General features: G+C 71.6%; 16 protein-coding genes and 1 pseudogene. 4 read left to right on the plus strand and 13 right to left on the minus strand.

Going from position 1 to position 19,073, the window contains the following annotated elements; translation table 11 throughout:
• Nucleotides 1–130 precede the first annotated feature (130 nt).
• Nucleotides 131–2,371 carry an AAA family ATPase gene (locus ABZ318_RS25225; RefSeq protein ID WP_356904741.1) on the plus strand — a complete coding sequence of 747 codons (2,241 nt, stop codon included), beginning with the start codon at nt 131–133 and terminating at the stop codon, nt 2,369–2,371.
• A 34-nt stretch (nt 2,372–2,405) separates the two neighbouring features.
• On the opposite strand, the gene rpsD is transcribed toward ABZ318_RS25225, so the two are convergent.
• The 5 genes from rpsD to ABZ318_RS25250 all read right to left on the minus strand — a co-directional run bounded on the left by rpsD (nt 2,406) and on the right by ABZ318_RS25250 (nt 7,536).
• Entirely contained in the window at nt 2,406–3,020 is a 615-nt protein-coding gene (gene rpsD, locus ABZ318_RS25230) for a 30S ribosomal protein S4 (RefSeq protein WP_030693074.1), read from the minus strand.
• A 377-nt stretch (nt 3,021–3,397) separates the two neighbouring features.
• Entirely contained in the window at nt 3,398–4,753 is a 1,356-nt protein-coding gene (locus ABZ318_RS25235; RefSeq protein WP_356904742.1) for a replication-associated recombination protein A, read from the minus strand.
• A gap of 42 nt (nt 4,754–4,795) precedes the next feature.
• Complete coding sequence (locus ABZ318_RS25240) at nt 4,796–5,422, minus strand: vitamin K epoxide reductase family protein (protein WP_356904743.1); 627 nt, start codon at nt 5,420–5,422, stop codon at nt 4,796–4,798.
• 133 nt (nt 5,423–5,555) lie between these two features.
• A complete protein-coding gene (gene hisS, locus ABZ318_RS25245; RefSeq protein WP_356904744.1) occupies nt 5,556–6,818 on the minus strand; it encodes a histidine--tRNA ligase in 1,263 nt (420 codons plus the stop codon).
• A 10-nt stretch (nt 6,819–6,828) separates the two neighbouring features.
• On the minus strand, nt 6,829–7,536 hold the full coding sequence (locus tag ABZ318_RS25250) for an MBL fold metallo-hydrolase (protein WP_356904745.1): 708 nt from the start codon (nt 7,534–7,536) through the stop codon (nt 6,829–6,831).
• A gap of 163 nt (nt 7,537–7,699) precedes the next feature.
• Here ABZ318_RS25250 and ABZ318_RS25255 point away from each other — a divergent pair, with 163 nt between their 5' ends.
• Together ABZ318_RS25255 and ABZ318_RS25260 are read left to right on the plus strand one after the other, a co-directional pair.
• Nucleotides 7,700–8,497, plus strand: coding sequence for a peptidylprolyl isomerase (locus ABZ318_RS25255; protein WP_356904746.1), 798 nt, complete (start codon nt 7,700–7,702; stop codon nt 8,495–8,497).
• 224 nt (nt 8,498–8,721) lie between these two features.
• A complete protein-coding gene (locus ABZ318_RS25260) occupies nt 8,722–9,951 on the plus strand; it encodes a DUF349 domain-containing protein (RefSeq protein WP_356904747.1) in 1,230 nt (409 codons plus the stop codon).
• Nucleotides 9,952–10,018: 67 nt separating this feature from the next.
• Here ABZ318_RS25260 and ABZ318_RS25265 read toward each other — a convergent pair whose 3' ends face one another.
• The 8 genes and pseudogenes from ABZ318_RS25265 to ABZ318_RS25300 form a co-directional block, all read right to left on the minus strand.
• Nucleotides 10,019–12,481: a bifunctional (p)ppGpp synthetase/guanosine-3',5'-bis(diphosphate) 3'-pyrophosphohydrolase gene (locus ABZ318_RS25265; RefSeq protein ID WP_356904748.1), complete on the minus strand. Its 2,463-nt coding sequence runs from the start codon at nt 12,479–12,481 to the stop codon at nt 10,019–10,021.
• Nucleotides 12,482–12,681: 200 nt separating this feature from the next.
• Entirely contained in the window at nt 12,682–13,233 is a 552-nt protein-coding gene (locus ABZ318_RS25270; protein ID WP_356904749.1) for an adenine phosphoribosyltransferase, read from the minus strand.
• Nucleotides 13,230–14,300: a protein translocase subunit SecF gene (secF, locus tag ABZ318_RS25275; RefSeq protein WP_356904750.1), complete on the minus strand. Its 1,071-nt coding sequence runs from the start codon at nt 14,298–14,300 to the stop codon at nt 13,230–13,232. The genes ABZ318_RS25270 and secF overlap by 4 nt, the downstream gene beginning before the upstream one ends.
• Before the next feature lies 1 nt (nt 14,301).
• Entirely contained in the window at nt 14,302–16,062 is a 1,761-nt protein-coding gene (gene secD, locus ABZ318_RS25280) for a protein translocase subunit SecD (RefSeq protein WP_356904751.1), read from the minus strand.
• A 144-nt stretch (nt 16,063–16,206) separates the two neighbouring features.
• Nucleotides 16,207–16,671 (minus strand): preprotein translocase subunit YajC, encoded by a 465-nt coding sequence (gene yajC / locus ABZ318_RS25285; RefSeq protein WP_356904752.1) that lies wholly within the window; start codon nt 16,669–16,671, stop codon nt 16,207–16,209.
• Nucleotides 16,672–16,836: 165 nt separating this feature from the next.
• Nucleotides 16,837–17,928, minus strand: a complete 1,092-nt coding sequence (gene ruvB / locus ABZ318_RS25290) for a Holliday junction branch migration DNA helicase RuvB (protein WP_356904753.1) — start codon at nt 17,926–17,928, stop codon at nt 16,837–16,839.
• 27 nt (nt 17,929–17,955) lie between these two features.
• Nucleotides 17,956–18,588 carry a Holliday junction branch migration protein RuvA gene (gene ruvA / locus ABZ318_RS25295; RefSeq protein ID WP_356904754.1) on the minus strand — a complete coding sequence of 211 codons (633 nt, stop codon included), beginning with the start codon at nt 18,586–18,588 and terminating at the stop codon, nt 17,956–17,958.
• Nucleotides 18,585–18,965, minus strand: a pseudogene (locus ABZ318_RS25300) (crossover junction endodeoxyribonuclease RuvC); the annotation flags it as partial. The pseudogene ABZ318_RS25300 and the gene ruvA, both read right to left, overlap by 4 nt.
• On the opposite strand from ABZ318_RS25300, the gene ABZ318_RS25305 reads away from it, so the two are divergent.
• A partial coding sequence (locus ABZ318_RS25305) for a hypothetical protein (protein ID WP_356904757.1) occupies nt 18,880–19,073 on the plus strand: 194 nt, incomplete at its 3' end. The pseudogene ABZ318_RS25300 and the gene ABZ318_RS25305 sit on opposite strands and share 86 nt — an antisense overlap.

A 19,073-nucleotide genomic window follows, 5' to 3' on the forward strand; every position in this document is an offset into this window, starting at 1 on the left:
CTTGTGAAAAGTCGTCTCCCGACCCTATCGCGCCCGGGCTGTCCTGCCGTACCGCATTACCGCCCGTGGGGCGGGAGTTACGGGATCTCGATTGTACGGAGCGCGCGGGGATGAGTACGCTCCGTGTCCCATGCGACGGAGCAATCTCCCGGCGGAGCTGAACCGGTTCGTCGGACGGGCCGCCGAGCAGGCCGCACTGGCGGCGCTCCTCGAGACGTCCCGCCTGGTCACGGTCGTGGGTGTGGGCGGGGTCGGCAAGACGCGGCTGGCGCTGCGGGCTGCCGCGGGGGCGCAGAAACGCTACGGCGAGGAGGTCCGGCTCGCCGAGCTCGCGCCGCTGCGCGACCCGGACCTGGTCGCGTACGCCCTGGTGGAGGCCCTCGGGCTGACCGACCACACGCCGAGGACCCCGCGCGAGGTGCTGGTCGAGCACCTCGCGGAGCGGCGGATGCTGCTGGTGGTGGACGGCTTCGAGCACCTGGTGGAGAGCTGTGCGCCGCTGCTGCGGGACCTCCTGGCCCACGCGCCGGGGCTCACCGTGCTCGCGGCCGGCCGGCGGCCCCTGCGGGTGGCGGGCGAGGCGGTGTTCCCGCTGGCCCCGATGGACGAGGCGGACGCGGTGGCGCTCCTCGCCGAGCGGGCGGCGGAGGCGGGCGCGCCGGTGACCGGGGAGCCCTTCGCGGCCCCGGGCGCGCCGGTGGCCGGGCCGCGGGGCGCTTCGGGGGCCGGGCCGCGGACGGCTTCGGGAGGCGGACCGGAGGCCGTGCGGGAGCTCTGCCGGCGGCTCGACGGGATTCCGCTCGCCCTCGAACTGGCGGCCGGTCGTCTCCCCCTCCTCTCGGTCGAGCAGATGCTGCACCGCCTCGACGACCGCTTCCGGCTCCTGACGGACGGCGGGCGCGGGGCGCTCCCCCGCCATCAGACGCTGCGCACCGCGATCGGCTGGAGCCACGAGCTGTGCACCCCGGAGGAGCGGCTGCTCTGGGCGCGGCTCTCCGTCTTCGCCGGCCCCTTCGACCTGGAGGCGGTGGAGTACGTGTGCGGAAGCCGGGAGCTGCCGCCGGAGCAGGTCCTGGACCACCTCGGGGGCCTGCTCGCGCAGTCGCTGGTGTCACGCGAGGACACGCCCGCGGGCCCCGCCTACCGGCTCCTGGACACGGTCGCGGCGTACGGGGCGGAGTGGCTGGCGGCGCTCGGCGACACGGAGCGGATGCGGCGCCGGCACCGCGACTGGTACATGGGCCTGGCCACCTGGTGCGAGCTGGAGTGGTTCAGCCCCCGCCAGCCGGAGGTGGCGGCCTGCACGGACGCGGCGCTGCCCAATCTGCGGGCGGCGCTCGACCTGTGCCTCGAACTCCCCGAGGACGCGCACCTCGCCCAGCACCTGGCGGGCACGCTCTGGTTCGCCTGGGTGGGCTGCGGGCGCCTGTCGGAGGGCCGGCACTGGCTGGAGCGGGCGCTCGCGCTCGAGTCGGGGCACGAGGAGGCCCGGCTCAAGGCGCTGTGGGTGCTCGGATACGTGACGGTCCTGCAGGGGGACGGTACGGCGGCGGTGGCGGCGCTCCACGAGTGCGGGGAGCGGGCCCGCTCCTCGCGGAACGCGCTGGCGGAGGCGTACGCGACGCACCGGATGGGCTGTCTCGCGCTGCTCTCGGACGAGCTGCCGCGGGCCGAGGCGCTGATCGGGCGGGCGCTCGACTCCTACCGGGAGCTCGGCGAGCTGAACAGCAACGTGCTCATGGGACAGGTCGAGGTGGCGATGGCGCGGGCCTTCCGGGGCGACCTGGAGGGAGCGGTCGCGATCTGCCGGGAGGTCCGGGAGGTCTGCGAGGAGCGCGGGGAGCTCTGGACCCGGGCCTACGCCCTGTACGTCCTGGCCTTCTCGGCGTGGACCCGGGACGCGTACGGGGAGGCGCGGGAGCTGCTCACCGAGTGCGTCTCGATCAACCACACCTTCCGTGACCTGGTCGGTCTCGTCCTGGCGATCGAGCTGCTCGCGCTCGTGACGGTGAGCGAGGGCGATCCGGCGGAGGCCGCGGTCCTCCAGGGGGCGGCGGTGCCGGTCTGGGACACGGTGGGCATCCGCCTCTTCGGTTCGGAGGCCTTCGACGGCCCGCGGGCGCTGTGCGAGCAGCGGGCGGCGGAGGCCCTGGGCGCGGAGGCGTTCGACGCCGCGGTCCGGGCGGGCCGGGGTCTCTCGCTCGACGAGGTCGTGGAGCGCGCGCTCGCCGGGCGCCGGGATCCGGCCGTCGGCGGGGCTGCGGATGCGACGGCCCCGCGTCCGTTCCGTACGGCCGGGTCGGCGGCGGTCCCGGGAACGCGGAAGCCCGCCGGCTCCCCCACCGGAAAGGGCGGGGAAGCGGCGGGCTGAACACCGCGGGGGCGGTACTACTGCCGTGCCGGGATCAGCGGGCGTAGTACTCGACGACCAGCTGCTCGTCGCAGATGACCGGGATTTCCTTGCGGTTCGGGTCGCGGTCGAGGCGGAAGGCCAGGGCCTTCAGGTTGACCTGCAGGTAGCGCGGGGTCTCGCCGTCGGCGGCGAAGCCACCCTCACGGGCCATCTCGAACAGCGGCTTGTTGCGGCTGCGCTCGCGGACCATGACGACGTCGTCCGGACGGACACGGAACGACGGCTTGTCGACCTTGCCACCGTTGACCTGGATGTGACCGTGCACGACCATCTGGCGGGCCTGGTAGATGGTGCGGGCGATGCCCGAACGCAGGACCAGGGCGTCGAGGCGACGCTCGAGCTCGACGACCAGCGCCTCGCCCGTCTTGCCCTCGGCCTTCTTGGCGCGGTCGTAGGCGCGCGCCATCTGGCGCTCGCTGATGTCGTACTGGGCGCGCAGACGCTGCTTCTCGAGCAGACGGACCTTGTAGTCCGAGTTCTGCTTGCGGCCGCGGCCGTGCTCGCCCGGCGGGTAGGGGCGGGCCTCGAAGTACTTGACGGCCTTGGGGGTCAGCGCGATGCCGAGGGCACGCGACTTCTTGACCTTGGGACGGGACTGGTTCGGCATGAACCAACCTCTCTATCTGAACGAATACGGCTTCACCAGGGTTAGGGGAGGTCGCATCCGCAGCCCGGGAAACCCGTCTGGTCCGTACGGGACGGACCTGCCGGGCAGCCGCTCCCAGGTCTGGGCACATACGTGCAGCACGCGAACGACCCATCGCCGCTCCCGGGAATCCGGGTGGTGATGGGTGGCCCGCGACACCTTCGAAGGTGCGCGACGCTCCTGGAAACCCCGCCCGAGGGCCGGGTCTCCGGCTGGCTGTCCCGTTCTGGTGGTGCCGGCCGGGGCCGGACACGGGACGCAGCAATCCGGACCAGTGTACCGGCTCCCGAGGGCGCGCTCGCACCGCCGGGGTCCTGGGGCCTGTCCGAGGACAGGCCCTACCCCCCTTCGCCCTTCAGCCGCTCCCGCACCCGCTCCACCACGTCCGCGTATCTCGCCTCCGCGCCGTAGCGGGTGGGCTCGTAGTACCGGCGGCCGTGGATCGTGTCCGGGGCGTACTGCTGGGCCGCGATGCCGCCCGGTACGTCGTGGGGGTAGACATAGCCCTGGGCGTGGCCGAGCTTGGCCGCGCCCTTGTAGTGGCCGTCGCGCAGGTGCGGCGGGACCGCGCCCGCCAGGCCGCCCCGCACGTCGGCGAGGGCGGCACCGATCGCGGTCGTCGCCGCGTTCGACTTGGGGGCCAGGGCCAGGGCGATGGTGGCGTGGCTCAGGGTGAGGGCCGCCTCGGGGAAGCCGATCATGGCGACGGCCTGGGCGGCGGCGACGGCGATCGGCAGGGCGTTCGGGTCGGCGAGGCCGATGTCCTCGCTCGCGGAGATCATCAGCCGGCGGGCGATGAAGCGCGGGTCCTCCCCCGCCTCGATCATCCGCGCCAGGTAGTGCAGGGCCGCGTCCACGTCCGAGCCGCGGATCGACTTGATGAGCGCGCTCGCCACGTCGTAGTGCTGGTCGCCGTCCCGGTCGTACTTCACGGCCGCGCGGTCGACGGTCTCCTCCACGGTCTGGAGGGTGATCTCCGCCTCGCCCTTGGCGATCGCCGCGCCCGCCGCCGCCTCCAGCGCGGTCAGGGCCCGCCGGGCGTCGCCGCCGGCGACGCGCAGCAGGTGCGCCTCGGCGTCCTCCGGCAGGGTCACGGCCCCGCCGAGTCCCCGCTCGTCGGTGAGGGCCCGGGCCATCAGGCCCTTCAGGTCCTCGTCGGTCAGCGGTTCCAGGGTGAGGAGCAGGGAGCGGGAGAGGAGCGGGGAGATCACGGAGAAGTACGGGTTCTCCGTGGTGGCGGCGATCAGCGTCACCCAGCGGTTCTCGACGGCCGGCAGGAGCGAGTCCTGCTGGGCCTTGGAGAAGCGGTGGATCTCGTCGAGGAAGAGGACGGTCTCCTTGCCGTAGCCGCCGACCGCGCGCCGGGCGCCGTCGATGACGGCCCGGACCTCCTTGACGCCGGCGGTGATCGCGGAGAGCTCCACGAAGCGCTTGTTCGTGGCCTTCGAGACGACGTACGCGAGGGTCGTCTTCCCGATCCCCGGCGGGCCCCAGAGGATCACCGAGGAGGCGCCGGCGGGGCCGCCGTCCCCGTCGCCGACGAGCCGGCGCAGCGGCGACCCGGGCTTGAGCAGGTGCTGCTGGCCCACCACCTCGTCGAGGGTGCGGGGGCGCATCCGGACGGCCAGGGGGCTGCTGGCCGGGTCCTTCTCCTGGCGGTCTTCGGCTGCTGCGGTAAAGAGGTCGGGCTCCACAGTGATGAAGCCTAGGTCACCGCACCGACAGTCGGATCTGCGTCAGCTGGTCCAGAAGTCCCACCAGCGGGTCAGGATCAGCATGCCGATGATCCCGATGTGCAGGACGGGCAGGATCCAGGTGAACTCGTCGAAGAATGTCTTCAGACCGCCGGGGGCGGGGACGACGCCGTGGCGCACGTTGTGCGAGGTCACGTACCAGAACATGACGATGGTGGCGGTCCAGGCGAGGCAGCACCACAGGCAGAGCGAGTTGATCTCGTACAGCGACTGGTACATCAGCCAGGTGCAGAAGCCGACGCCGAAGAGGGTTCCGGCGTTGAGGCCGAGCCAGTACCAGCGGCGGTAGCGGGCTCCGGCGAGCAGGCCCACGCCGATCGCGACCACCATGCCGTACGTGACGAGGCCGAGCATCGGGTTCGGGAAGCCGAAGACCGAGGCCTGCTCGCTCTTCATGATGTTGCCGCAGGAGACGATCGGGTTGAGGCTGCACCCCGGGGTGAAGTTCGGGTCCTCCAGGAGCTTGAACTTGTCGATGGTGATGACCCAGGCGGCGAGCAGTCCGGCCGCTCCGGTGATCACGAGGAGCCAGGAGAAGGCCCGGCTCGCCCCGATCGTGCCGCCGCCGTCCCGGCCGGACCCGATCTCGTCCACCGCTGCCTTCGCCATGTCACCTTTTCCCTCGCTCGACCGGCCTTGTGGGCACGGTCATTCTGCAACACGGACCTGTCGTCCGGCCGTTCGCGGGAGATAAGGAAGGGCCCGGACCACCAGGGTGGTCCGGGCCCTTCCTCATGTCCGATCAGGCCAGCTTGGCCCGTACGGCCTCCACGAGACCGTCCACGGCCACGGCCTGCTGCTCGCCGGACTCCATGTCCTTGAGCTGCACGACGCCCTCGGCGAGGTCGCGCTCACCGGCGACGACGGCGAGGCGGGCACCCGAGCGGTTGGCGTCCTTCATGGCGCCCTTGAGGCCCTTGCCGCCGAAGGAGAAGTCGGCGGCGACGCCGGCCCTGCGGAGCTCGGTGACCTTGCCGAAGAGGAGTCGGCGGGCCTCCTCGCCGAGGGCGACGGCGAAGACGCTGGTGGCCGCGGGGATGTCGAGCTCGACGCCCTCCGCCTCCAGGGCGAGGACCGTGCGGTCCACGCCGAGCGCCCAGCCCACCGACGGCAGCGCGGGGCCGCCGATCATCTCGGAGAGGCCGTCGTAGCGGCCGCCGCCGCCGACCGCGGACTGCGAGCCGAGACCGTCGTGCACGAACTCGAAGGTGGTCCGGGTGTAGTAGTCCAGGCCGCGCACCAGCTTCGGGTCGTCCTCGAAGACGACGCCCGCCGCGGTGATCAGGGCGCGCACCTCCTCGTGGTACGCCTTGCAGGCGTCGCACAGGTAGTCGCGCAGGAGCGGGGCGTCGACCAGCTGCTTCTGGACGTCGGCCCGCTTGTCGTCGAGGACGCGCAGCGGGTTGATCTCGGCGCGGCGCAGGGTCTCCTCGTCGAGGTCGAGACCGCGCAGGAAGGTCTGCAGGGCCTCGCGGTAGACGGGGCGGCACTCCTTGTCGCCGAGCGAGTTCAGCAGGATGCGGAAGTTCCGCAGGCCGAGGGCGCGGTACGCCTCGTCGGCCAGGATGATCAGCTCGGCGTCCAGCGCCGGGTCCTCCGCGCCGATCGCCTCGGCGCCGACCTGGGAGAAGTGCCTGTAGCGGCCCTTCTGCGGGCGCTCGTAGCGGTAATACGAGCCGGAGTACCAGAGCTTCACGGGGAGGTTGCCCTGCTTGTGCAGGTTGGCCTCCAGGGCGGCGCGCAGGACGGAGGCGGTGCCCTCGGGCCGCAGGGCGAGCTTGTCGCCGCCCTTGGTCTCGAAGGCGTACATCTCCTTGGTCACGATGTCGGTGGACTCGCCGACGCCGCGGGCGAACAGGTTGACGTCCTCGAAGCCGGGGGTCTCGACGTAGCCGTAGCCGGACTTCCGCAGCGGCGCGGCGATCGCGTCACGGACCGCCAGGTACGTGGCGGAGAACGGCGGGATCAGGTCGTACGTGCCCTTGGGGGCCTTGAAGCTGCTCACGAAAATCTCGTCACATTCCTCGTCGGGGAGCGTCCGCGCTCCCGAGGCCGGCGGCCACGTCCCGCAGATAGGGGTTCGTGGCGCGTTCCTGGCCGATGGTCGTCTGGGGACCGTGCCCGGACAGGACCACGGTCGAGTTGTCGAGCGGCAGGCACACGCGGGCCAGCGACGCGAGCATCTCGTCCATGTCACCGCCGGGAAGGTCGGTGCGTCCGATGGAGCCGGCGAACAGCAGATCCCCGGAGAAGAACACGGAGGGGACCTCCGTGGTCTCGGGCATCCGGAAGGTCACCGACCCCTTGGTATGACCGGGCGCGTGGGCGACGGAGAACTCCAGACCGGCGAGCTTCAGCCGGGCGCCGTCGGTGAGCTCGCGCACGTCGTCGGGCTCTCCCACGGTCAGCTCGCCCATGAGGGGCATCCCGATGGAGCGGCCGAGGGCCTTCTCCGGGTCGCTCATCATGTAGCGGTCGGACGGGTGGATCCACGCGGGGACGTCATGGGCGCCGCACACCGGAACGACGGAGGCGACGTGGTCGATGTGTCCATGGGTGAGGACGACGGCGACGGGCTTGAGCCGATGCTTCTTCAGCGTCTCCTCGACACCCTGCGCGGCCTGGTGGCCGGGGTCGATGATCACGCACTCCTCGCCTGCGGCGGGGGCGACCAGATAGCAGTTGGTCCCCCAGGCCCCGGCGGGGAACCCGGCAATCAGCACGTTCGTCCTTAGGTGTCGTCCGGCACGGAGGCGCGGAACTCGTGGAAACACGGAATGCGGCAGATCAGAGCCTACCGGCGGTGCCGCTTCCACAGCCAACCCGTATACGGTACGGGCACATCCGGCCAGGCCGGGAACAGACGAGCGAGAAGGAGCGGACCCGGTGGTCACCAGCGATCAGCGGCGGCGGCAGCTTGCCAGGGAGAAGTACGCGCGGCAGCAGCAGCGGCGGGAGGAGAACCGGCGCAAGGCGAAGCGCCGCAACACCGTCATCGCGGCCGCCCTCGCGGTGGTGCTGGCCGCGGGCGGCGCCGTGTACGCCTCCGTGGCGCTGACGGACGGCTCCTCGAAGGGCTCGGACAGCGCGGCGGGCGACACCCCGACCGGCACCCCGACGCCCACGGAGAGCGAGTCGAAGAGCCCGGAGCCGAAGCTGACCGTGGACACGAAGGCCACGTACGCGATGGCCCTGAAGACGAACGAGGGCGACATCACGATCACCATGGAGGCGGCGAAGACCCCGCACACGGTGAACTCCTTCCAGCACCTCGCCGACAAGAAGTACTTCGACGGGACCAAATGCCACCGCCTCACGACCCAGGGCATCTACGTGCTCCAGTGCGGCGACCCCAAGGGCGACGGCACCGGCGGCCCCGGCTACACGATCCCCGACGAGAACCTGGGCGCCCTCGGCAAGGCGGGCGCGGACGGCACCGTGACCTTCCCGGCCGGCACCGTCGCCATGGCCAACACTGGGCAGCCGGGCTCCGGCGGCTCGCAGTTCTTCCTCGTCTACAAGGACACCAAGCTGCCGCCGACCTACACCCCCTTCGGGAAGATCGACGCGGCCGGCCTCAAGGCGGTCCAGGACGTGGCGAAGGCGGGCGTCGAGGGCGGTGCGACGGACGGCGCTCCGAAGAAGCCCGTCACCATCGAGAAGGCGACCGTCACGAAGAAGTGAGCCCGCTGGTCCGCACGCGCGCGTGACCTTTCGTGAGCACGCGCGCGTGGCCGCCGAATCTCGGTCGCGCTGAGTGCGGACAGCCGGGCCGCCGTTCGCCTAGATTGGCGTTGTGCAGCGTGGGCCGTCGGCCGCGCTGCGGAAGGCGGGCGAGGCCCGCCGGGAAACTGTGGACGATGCCCGGGGGGTACGACCCCGCGACGGCATCATGGTGAGGAGGCGCTGTGAGCAGCGACCCGTGGGGCCGCGTCGACGAGACGGGCACCGTGTACGTGCGGACGGCCGAGGGCGAGAAGGTCGTCGGATCGTGGCAGGCCGGCACCCCTGAGGAGGCCCTGGCCTACTTCGAGCGCAAGTACGAGGGCTTGGTTGTCGAGATCGGCCTCCTCGAGAAGCGGGTGAGGACCACCGACCTCTCGGCGAAGGACGCCACCGCCGCGATCGAGCACATCCGGCAGCAGGTCGACGAGCACCACGCCGTCGGCGACCTGGCCGCGCTCGCGACCCGTCTCGACAAGCTGGTCGAGACGGTCGACTCGCGCCGCGAGGAGCGCAAGGCCCAGAAGGCCAAGCAGACCGACGAGGCGCGTGCCGCCAAGGAGAAGCTCGTCACCGAGGCCGAGGAGCTGGCCCAGAGCGAGCAGTGGCGCTCCGCGGGCGAGCGGCTGCGGGCGCTCGTGGACACCTGGAAGGGCCTTCCCCGGCTCGACCGCAAGTCCGACGACGAGCTGTGGCACCGCTTCTCGCACGCCCGCTCTGCGTTCTCGAAGCGCCGCAAGGCCCACTTCGCGTCGCTGGACGCCCAGCGCGAGGACGCCCGCAAGGCGAAGGAGCGTCTGGTCGCCGAGGCGGAGTCGCTGTCGAACTCCACGGACTGGGGCAACACGGCGGCCCGCTACCGCGAGCTGATGGCGGACTGGAAGGCGGCCGGCCGCGCCCAGCGCGAGCACGAGGACGACCTGTGGAACCGCTTCCGCGGCGCCCAGGACGTCTTCTTCGCGGCGCGCGGCGAGGTCTTCGCCGAGCGGGACGCGGAGCAGACCGAGAACCTCAAGCTGAAGGAGGAGCTCGCGTCCGAGGCCGAGAAGCTGGTGCCGGTGACGGACCTGAAGGCGGCGCGTGCGGCCTTCCGTTCCCTCAACGAGCGCTGGGAGGCCATCGGCCACGTCCCGCGTGACGCCCGCCCCAAGGTCGAGGGCCGGATGCACGCGGTGGAGCGGGCGATCCAGGAGGCCGAGGAGGCCGAGTGGCGCCGGACGAACCCGGAGGCGCGTGCGCGCGCCGCGGGTCTGACCGGCCAGCTCCAGGACGCCGTCGAGAAGCTGCGCAAGCAGATCGACGCCGCCCGCGCCGCCGGGAACGACGCCAAGGCCGACAAGCTGGCGCGTGAGCTGGAGGGCCGTCAGGCCCTGCTCGACCAGGCCCTGAAGGGCCTGGAGGAGTTCGGCGGCTGAGAGGCCGTACGTACGAGAAGGGCCCCGGTACCTGCGCGAGGTACCGGGGCCCTTCTCGTACGCGCTGCTACGGGCGCCGGGCGCTGGTCACGCGGTAGACGTCGTAGACGCCCTCCACGCCCCGCACGGCCTTCAGGACGTGGCCGAGGTGCTTCGGGTCGCCCATCTCGAAGGTGAAGCGGGAGGTGGCCACCCGGTCGCGGGAGGTCTGGACGGCCGCCGAGAGGATGTTGACGTGCTGGTCCGAGAGGACGCGGGTGACGTCCGAGAGGAGCCGGGAGCGGTCCAGGGCCTCGACCTGGATGGCGACGAGGAAGACCGAGGACTGGGTGGGCGCCCATTCGACGTCCAGGATCCGCTCGGGCTCCCGGGACAGCGACTCCACGTTGACGCAGTCGTTGCGGTGGACCGATACGCCGCTGCCGCGGGTGACGAAGCCGATGATCGGGTCGCCGGGGACGGGCGTGCAGCAGCGAGCCAGCTTCACCCAGACGTCCTCGACGCCCTTGACGACGACGCCGGGGTCGGCGTTGGAGCGGCGCTTGGAGCGGCCGCGGGTCGGCGGGGCGGTCTCGTCGATGTCCTCGGTGGCGGCCTCCTCGCCGCCGAGCGCCTGCACCAGCTTCTGCACGATGGACTGGGCGGTGACATGGCCCTCGCCGATCGCCGCGTACAGCGAGGAGATGTCGCTGTAGCGCATCTCGTGGGCGAGGGTGACGAGGGAGTCGCCGGTCAGGATCCGCTGGATCGGCAGGTTCTGCTTGCGCATGGCCCGCGCGATGGCGTCCTTGCCCTGCTCGATGGCCTCGTCGCGGCGCTCCTTGGAGAACCAGGCGCGGATCTTGTTCCGGGCGCGCGGGGACTTGACGAAGCCCAGCCAGTCGCGGGAGGGGCCGGCGCCGGCGGCCTTGGAGGTGAAGACCTCGACCAGGTCGCCGTTGTCGAGGGTCGATTCGAGCGGCACGAGCCGCCCGTTGACCCGCGCCCCTATGGTGCGGTGGCCGACCTCGGTGTGGACCGCGTACGAGAAGTCGACGGGGGTGGCGCCGGCGGGCAGCGCGATGACGTCGCCCTTCGGTGTGAAGACGAAGACCTCGTTCCGGGAGAGGTCGAAGCGCAGGGACTCCAGGAACTCGCCGGGGTCCTCGGTCTCCTTCTGCCAGTCGAGGAGCTGGCGCAGCCACGCCATGTCGTTGAGGTGGTCGTCCTTGCCGGTCTTCTTCGGCACGTCGGTGCGCACCTTGGAGGCGCCGGCGACGGCCTCCTGCTTGTACTTCCAGTGCGCGGCGATGCCGTACTCGGCACGCCGGTGCATGTCGAAGGTGCGGATCTGGAGCTCGACGGGCTTGCCGTTGGGTCCGATGACCGTCGTGTGCAGCGACTGGTACATGTTGAACTTCGGCATCGCGATGTAGTCCTTGAACCGGCCGGGGACCGGGTTCCATCGCGCGTGGACGGTGCCGAGGGCCGCGTAGCAGTCGCGGACGGTGTCCACGAGGACGCGGATGCCGACCAGGTCGTAGATCTCCGCGAAGTCACGGCCGCGGACGATCATCTTCTGGTAGACGCTGTAGTAGTGCTTGGGGCGGCCGGTGACGGTGGCCTTGATGCGGGCGGCCCGCAGGTCGGCCTGGACCTCGTCGGTCACTATGGCGAGGTACTCGTCCCGCTTGGGGGCGCGCTCGGCGACGAGCCGGACGATCTCGTCGTACATCTTGGGGTAGAGGATCGCGAAGGCGAGGTCCTCCAGCTCCCACTTGATGGTGTTCATGCCCAGGCGGTGGGCCAGGGGCGCGTAGATCTCGAGGGTCTCGCGGGCCTTCTTCTCCTGCTTCTCCCGCTTGAGGTAGCGCATGGTGCGCATGTTGTGCAGGCGGTCGGCGAGCTTGATGACCAGGACGCGCGGGTCCTTGGCCATGGCGACGACCATCTTGCGGACGGTCTCGGCCTGCGCGGCCTCGCCGAACCTGACCTTGTCGAGCTTGGTGACGCCGTCGACGAGGAGCGTGACCTGGTCGCCGAAGTCGCGGCGCAGGTCCTCCAGGCCGTACTCGGTGTCCTCGACGGTGTCGTGGAGCAGCCCGGCCATCAGGGTCGCCGGGTCCATGCCGAGCTCGGCGAGGATGGTGGTGACGGCGAGCGGGTGCGTGATGTACGGGTCGCCGCTCTTGCGCTTCTGGCCTCGGTGCCAGCGCTCGGCGACCTGGTAGGCCCGCTCGATCTGGCGGAGCGTCGCCGTCTCGATCTTGGGGTCGTTGGAGCGGACGATCCGCAGCAGCGGTTCGAGGACCGGGTTGTACGGGGAGGAGCGCTGGACGCCGAGCCGGGCGAGGCGGGCGCGGACGCGGTTGGACGAGCCGCCGGAGCGGGCGGGCGCGGGCCGCTCGGGGGTGGCGGGCGCGGGGGCGGGCGCAGCAGGCGCGGGCCTGGTCTCCGCCGGCTTGTTCTGGGGCGTGTCGGTCCCCGGCGCGGCCTTTTCGGCCTTCGGGTCGGGCTGCGCGGCGGAGAGTGACTGGGCCTCGTCTGGCAAGAGCGCTCCTCGTGCGGTTCCGGGTCCCCCGGTCAGGCCCGGAAAGGCCATGGTATCGAGCCAGGAGTGCCCGTGCTCACGCGCCCGGGTTTCGGACGGCTCCCGGGCGGGCAGCGCCACGGACACCGGGTCGTTCCGGAGAACGCGGAGGGGCGCCCCGGGGATTCCCCGGAGCGCCCCGATCGGGGTGAACCCCGATGTCAGACCGTGATCAGCGCCGTGAGCGGCGCGCCGTTCAGGGCCGGTTCCAGCCGGGCGCGGCCCGGGAGGAAGCCCAGTTCCATGAGGACGGCGACGCCCGCGACCTCGGCGCCCGCGCGGCGGATCAGCTCGATGGAGGCCTCGGCCGTGCCGCCGGTGGCGAGGACGTCGTCGATGACCATGACGCGGTCGCCCGCGGCCAGGTCCTCGGCGTGCACCTCGATCTCGGCGGTGCCGTACTCCAGCTCGTACGCCTGGCGGAGCGTGGCCCCGGGGAGCTTGCCGGCCTTGCGGACCGGGATGAAGCCCAGGCCCGCGCGTACGGCCACCGGGGCGGCCAGGATGAAGCCGCGGGCCTCCAGGCCGACGATCTTCGTCGCGCCGTGCGCGGAGCACAGCCCGGCGAGGGCGTCGGTGAGCGCCGTGAACGCCGCCGGGTCCGCGAGCAGCGGCGTGATGTCCTTGAACAGCACGCCCGGCTTCGGGTAGTCGGGAACGTCACGGATGCGGCTGAGCAGGAGCTCGGCGACGTCCTGGGCCTCCGCGGTCATCCTCGGTGCTCCCGGGTGCCTCGGCGGCCGGCCCGGGGGCCCACGACGGCGGCCTCGGCGGACTGGTCGTCCGCCGCGTCCAGCGGCTCGCCCTTGGCGGCGGCGCTGGCGCGCTTGGCCAGGATGCGCTTCTTGAGCGCCTTGATCGACGGCTCGCGCTCCTTGAGATCCGCCACGAGCGGGGTGGCGATGAAGATCGAGGAGTACGCACCGGCGGCGAGACCCACGAACAGCGACAGCGAGATGTCGTTGAGCATGCCGGCGCCGAGGACGCCGCCACCGATGAAGAGCAGGCCGGCGACCGGCAGCAGCGCGACGACGGTGGTGTTGATCGAACGGACCAGGGTGCCGTTGATCGAGCGGTTGGCCAGCTCGCTGTAGGTGAAGCGGGTCTGCTTCGTGATGTCCTTCGTCTGTTCCTTGAGGGAGTCGAAGACGACGACGGTGTCGTACAGCGAGTAGCCGAGGATCGTCAGCAGACCGATGACCGTACCGACGGTGACCTCGAAGCCCACCAGTGAGTAGATGCCCACCGTGATCGTGAGGTCGTGGATGAGGGCGACGAGTGCCGCGACCGCCATTCTCCACTCGAAGGCGATGGCCAGGTAGATCACCACGAGGATCATGAAGACCCCGAGGCCGGTCCAGGCCTTGGTGGCGATCTGCTCGCCCCAGCTGGGGCCGACGAGCTCGGCCGCGATCTTGTCCTCGGGGACGTTCAGGTCCTTGGCGAGTTCCGCGCGGACCTGGTCGGACTTCGCGGTGTCGAGGCCGCCGACCTGGATGCGGAGCTTGCCGCTGCCGAGCTCCTGGACGATCGCGTCGTGCCCGGAGGCCTCTTCCGCGTAGTTCTGGGCCTGGCTGACGGAGACGTCCGTCTTCGGGGTGGTGAAGACGGCGCCGCCCTGGAACTCGATGCCCATGTTGAGGCCGCGGACGGCCAGGGCGACGATGGCGGTGATGGTGATCAGGATGGACAGGCCATACCAGACCTTGCGCTTGCCGATGAAGTCGTAACCGACCTCACCACGGTGGAGCCGGGCGCCGAGATTGCCGAGCTTCGACATCTCACGCCTCCTTCGTGTCGACGGGGGCGTGGGGGCGGCGGGTGCGGCGCAGCGGCGGCTTGGCGCCGAGCCGCTTCGGGTCCAGGCCGGACCAGGCGTGGCCGTTGCCGAAGAACTTGGTCCGGGCGAGCAGCGTCATGACCGGCTTGGTGAAGAGGAACACCACGACGATGTCGAGCAGGGTGGTCAGGCCGAGCGTGAACGCGAAGCCCTGGACCTTGCCGACGGTGACGATGAACAGCACGGCCGCGGCCAGGAACGACACGAAGTCGGAGACCAGGATCGTGCGGCGGGCGCGCGGCCAGGCGCGCTCGACGGCCGGCTTGAGGGTGCGGCCCTCGCGGAGCTCGTCGCGGATGCGCTCGAAGTAGACGATGAACGAGTCCGCGGTGATGCCGATGGCGACGATGGCGCCGCAGACGGCCGGCAGGTTCAGCGCGAAGCCGATGGCCGGGCCGAGCAGGGCCATGATCACGTAGGTGAGGAGCGCCGAGACGCCGAGGCTGAGGATGGCGATCAGCGACAGGCCGCGGTAGTAGGCGACCAGGTAGATGATGACCAGGCCGAGGCCGATGGCGCCGGCGACGAGACCGGCCTGCAGCTGGTCCCCGCCGAGCGCGGCGGTGACGGTGTCGACGCTCTGGGTCTGGAACGTGAGGGGCAGGGCGCCGTAGGACAGGATGTTGCCGAGGTCCTGGGCCGACTGCTGGTTGAAGCTACCGGAGATCTCCGCGCTGGCGCTGAGCGTCTGGCGCACGGAGGGCGCCGAGACGACCTCGCCGTCCAGGACGATCGCGAACTGGTTCTGCGGCTCGGTCTGCGCCGACAGCTTGCTGGTGATCGACTGGAACTTCTTGGAGCCACTGTCCGTGAAGTCCATGGTGACGATCCACATGCCGCGCCGCTGGTCGAAGACGCCCTTGGCGTCGTCGACGTCCTTGCCGTCCACCTCGGCCGGGCCGAGGAGGTACTTCTCCCACTGGCCGATCGCGTTCTTTCCGCAGGCCACGGTGGGCTCGGTCGGCTTGACGCCCTGGCCGGCGGCGGCGCGGGCCTTGGGGTCGAGGCAGTTCAGGGCGGTGAACTTCTGCTCCAGCGCCGCGGTCGCGGGGTCGGGCTTCGGGGTCGCCTGCGGCGTCCCGGTGGCCTTCGGCTTCGCGGAGGAGCTCGCGGTGGGCGTCGGGCTCGGGGCCTTGAGGGCCTCGGTGAGCGCACGGCCCTGCGTGGAGGCGGTGGCCGTCGGGGTGGCCGACTTCTCACCCACCGTCGCGCCGGAGGAGGCGGAGGAGGACGGCTTCGGCGAGCCCGAGGGCTTGCCCGAAGGCGTGGCGCTCGGCGCCGTCTGCGGCGCCGCGGCCGCGACGGCGAGAACGGGCCGGAAGTAGAGCTGGGCGGTGGTGCCGACCTGCTCGCGGGCCTGCTTCTCGTTCGTCCCGCGAGGGATGTTGACGATGATGTTCTCGGCGCCCTGCGTCTGAACCTCGGCCTCGGAGACACCCAGACCGTTGACACGGCGCTCGATGATGCCGACCGCCGTGTTCATGTTGGTCTCGTTGACCGCCGACTCCTGGCCGGGCTCGGCCTTCGCCTTGAGCGTGATCGACGTGCCGCCGGCGAGGTCGATGCCGAGGCGCGGGGTGGTGTGCCCCGACCAGAACATCCCGCCGGTGAGCGCGACCATGGCGATCAGGATGAGTGCCAGGGCGCGGCCCGGACGGCTCTGTCCCCCCGCCGGCCTTCGGCCCTTCTTCGGTGCTGCCACCTGTCGTATCTCCCTGTCCAACCGCCTCACGCCGGGTATGCGTGAGACGGCCACGAAGTGTGTGTGGGGACCTGCCCCCGCAGACGTGGAACCGTTCCGGGGGCCGTGCACGCCGGTGGGCGTGCGCGCGGTCCCCGGCCGCGACTACTTCGCGTCGGTCTCGCCGTCGGCCTTGCCGTCCTTCTGGCCCTCGGCGTCGGTCTCGGCCGCGTCCGACTTCTTCGTCAGGTCGGCCTTCGGCGCGTCCTCGACGGTCTGCGTGTCCTCGGCGGCCTCGGTCAGCGAGGAGGCGTCGTCCGGGACGACGGGGTCGGCGTCCGACTCCTCGTCGCCGTGGACGATCCGGTTGTACTCGGAGTCCTCGAGGACCGCGCCGATCGCGTTCTTGGCGTAGACCGCGTGCACGCCCGGTGCGACCTCCAGGAGAACGGTCTCGTCGCCGATCTCCTTGACGGTGGCGTACATCCCCCCGATCGTCCGGACGCCGGTGCCGGGCTGCATCTCGTTGCGCATCTGCACCGCCGCCTGCTGCTTCTTCTTGGCAGAGCGGGTCATCAAGAACATGGCCGCGAGGGGAACGAGGAAGATAAGGAGAGTCGAGAGGCTCACGGGACGGGTTTCCTTCGCACGGTCGCGGGGAAACCGCGGCCTGATCTTCGGGGGTGGGCGCGCCGACCAGAAAGGGCGGCATCGGCGGAGTCTAGGCGAGTCCGCATCGATGGAACAACGTCCAGCATCGCACCCTGGTTCCGGTCCGGGCGAGTGTCCGCACCGTCACGCCCCGAAGAGCCCCTGTTGTCCCGTTCCCCCGCCGTTCCCCGCGCCGCCCGGGCCCGCTGCCTGCGGCGGAACGAGTCCGAGGTGCGTCCACGCCGCCGGTGTGGCGATCCGACCGCGGGGCGTCCGGGCCAGCAGACCCTCCCGTACGAGGAAGGGCTCGGCGACCTCCTCGACGGTCTCGCGCTCCTCCCCCACGGCGACCGCGAGGGTGGACAGGCCGACCGGTCCGCCGCCGAAGAGCTTGAGCAGGGCCTCCAGGACCGCGCGGTCGAGCCGGTCGAGTCCGCGGCTGTCCACCTCGTACACGCTGAGGGCCGCCTCGGAGATCTCCCGGGTGATCACTCCATCGGCCCTGACCTGGGCGTAGTCGCGGACCCGGCGCAGCAGGCGGTTGGCGATGCGGGGCGTGCCGCGGGAGCGGCCGGCGATCTCGGCGGCGCCGTCGGGGTCGATCTCGACGTCGAGGAGTCCGGCGGAGCGGTGGATCACGCGCTGGAGCTCGGCCGGGTCGTAGAACTCCATGTGGGCGGTGAAGCCGAAGCGGTCGCGCAGCGGGGGCGGCAGGAGTCCGGCCCGGGTGGTGGCGCCGACCAGGGTGAAGGGCGGGAGTTCGAGCGGGATGGCGGTGGCGCCGGGGCCCTTGCCGACGATGACGTCGACGCGGAAGTCCTCCATCGCCATGTAGAGCATCTCCTCGGCGGGGCGGGACATGCGGTGGATCTCGTCGAGGAAGAGGATCTCGCCTTCCTGGAGGGAGGAGAGGATCGCGGCGAGGTCGCCGGCGTGCTGGATGGCGGGGCCGGAGGTGATGCGGATCGGCGCGTTCATCTCGGCGGCGATGATCATCGAAAGGGTGGTCTTGCCGAGGCCGGGGGCGCCGGAGAGCAGCACGTGGTCGGCGGTGGCGCCGCGCTGCCGGGCGGCCTTGAGGACCAGGTCGAGCTGCTGACGGACCTTCTCCTGGCCGACGAACTCGCTGAGGTCCTTGGGGCGCAGGGCCGCCTCGACGGCCTGGTCGTCGCCCTCCGCGGAGGCGCCGACGATGCGCGCGTCCGGCTCGGCGGTGCTGTCGTCGTCCCAGTTCACGGTGATGGTCTTCCTTCGTACGGGAGGTCAGCGGGCCCGGTTGAGGGTCTGCAGGGCGGCGCGGAGCAGCTGCGGTACGGGGGCGGAGCCGGTCTCGGCGAGGGCGGCCTCGGCCTGCGGGGTGACGGCGCTGACGGCCTCCTCGGCCTCGCGGCTCGCGTAGCCGAGGCCGATCAGGGCGGCGGACAGCTGCTCGGTCCACGGCGCGGGGCCGGAGGCGGCGGCGCGCTGGGCGCCGACCAGGCCGCTGCTGCCCAGGGGGGCGCCGAGCTTGTCCTTCAGTTCGAGGAGCAGCTTCTGGGCGCCCTTCTTGCCGATGCCGGGGACGGCGGTGAGGGCCTTCTCGTCGCCGGTGGAGACGGCGAGGCGCAGCGCGTCGGGGCTGTGCACCCCGAGCATGGCCTGGGCGAGGCGGGGGCCGACGCCGCTGGCGGTCTGGAGGAGCTCGAAGACCTGCCGCTCGTCGTCGTCGGCGAAGCCGTACAGGGTGAGGGAGTCCTCGCGGACGACGAGGGAGGTGGCGAGCCGGGCGTGCTCACCGAGGCGCAGGCCGGCGATGGTGTTCGGGGCGCACTGGACGGCCATGCCCACTCCCCCGACCTCGACGACGGCGGTCGTGGGGGCGAGGGCGGCGACGGGGCCGCTGACGAAGGCGATCATCGGGTTCGGCCTTTCACTGCGGAGGCGTGCCGGGCGGCGGCCTGCTGGAGACGGTTCTGGGCGACGGCCTGCTGCAGACGGTTCTGGGCGGGGGCCCGCCAGATGTGGCAGATGGCGAGGGCGAGGGCGTCGGCGGCGTCGGCCGGCTTGGGCGGGGCGGAGAGCCCGAGCAGCCGGGTCACCATGGCCCCGACCTGGGCCTTGTCGGCGCGGCCGCTGCCGGTGACGGCGGCCTTGACCTCGCTGGGGGTGTGCAGGGCGACGGGGATGCCGCGCCGGGAGGCGCAGAGCATGGCGACCGCGCTGGCCTGGGCCGTGCCCATCACCGTACGCACGTTGTGCTGGCTGAACACCCGCTCCACGGCGACGAGTTCGGGTGAGAAGCGGTCGAGCCGCCCGGCCGCCTTCGGCCTTGGTCTCGACGGTGATCCGTTCGCCCGGCTGTCCGGTGAAGTTCTGGCAGAGGACGGCGAGCGGGCTGACCG

Source organism: Streptomyces sp. NPDC006197 (assembly GCF_040613865.1).
In the GTDB taxonomy this organism is placed as follows: Bacteria; Actinomycetota; Actinomycetes; order Streptomycetales; family Streptomycetaceae; genus Streptomyces.

What these genes read in the sequence shown, in the direction of transcription:
- ABZ318_RS25225 (WP_356904741.1), top strand. Translation starts at nt 131, where the DNA reads ATGCGACGGAGCAATCTCCCGGCGGAGCTGAACCGGTTCGTCGGACGG.
- rpsD (WP_030693074.1), bottom strand. Translation starts at nt 3,020, where the DNA reads ATGCCGAACCAGTCCCGTCCCAAGGTCAAGAAGTCGCGTGCCCTCGGC.
- ABZ318_RS25240 (WP_356904743.1), bottom strand. Translation starts at nt 5,422, where the DNA reads ATGGCGAAGGCAGCGGTGGACGAGATCGGGTCCGGCCGGGACGGCGGC.
- ABZ318_RS25270 (WP_356904749.1), bottom strand. Translation starts at nt 13,233, where the DNA reads ATGACCGCGGAGGCCCAGGACGTCGCCGAGCTCCTGCTCAGCCGCATC.
- secF (WP_356904750.1), bottom strand. Translation starts at nt 14,300, where the DNA reads ATGTCGAAGCTCGGCAATCTCGGCGCCCGGCTCCACCGTGGTGAGGTC.
- ruvA (WP_356904754.1), bottom strand. Translation starts at nt 18,588, where the DNA reads ATGATCGCCTTCGTCAGCGGCCCCGTCGCCGCCCTCGCCCCCACGACC.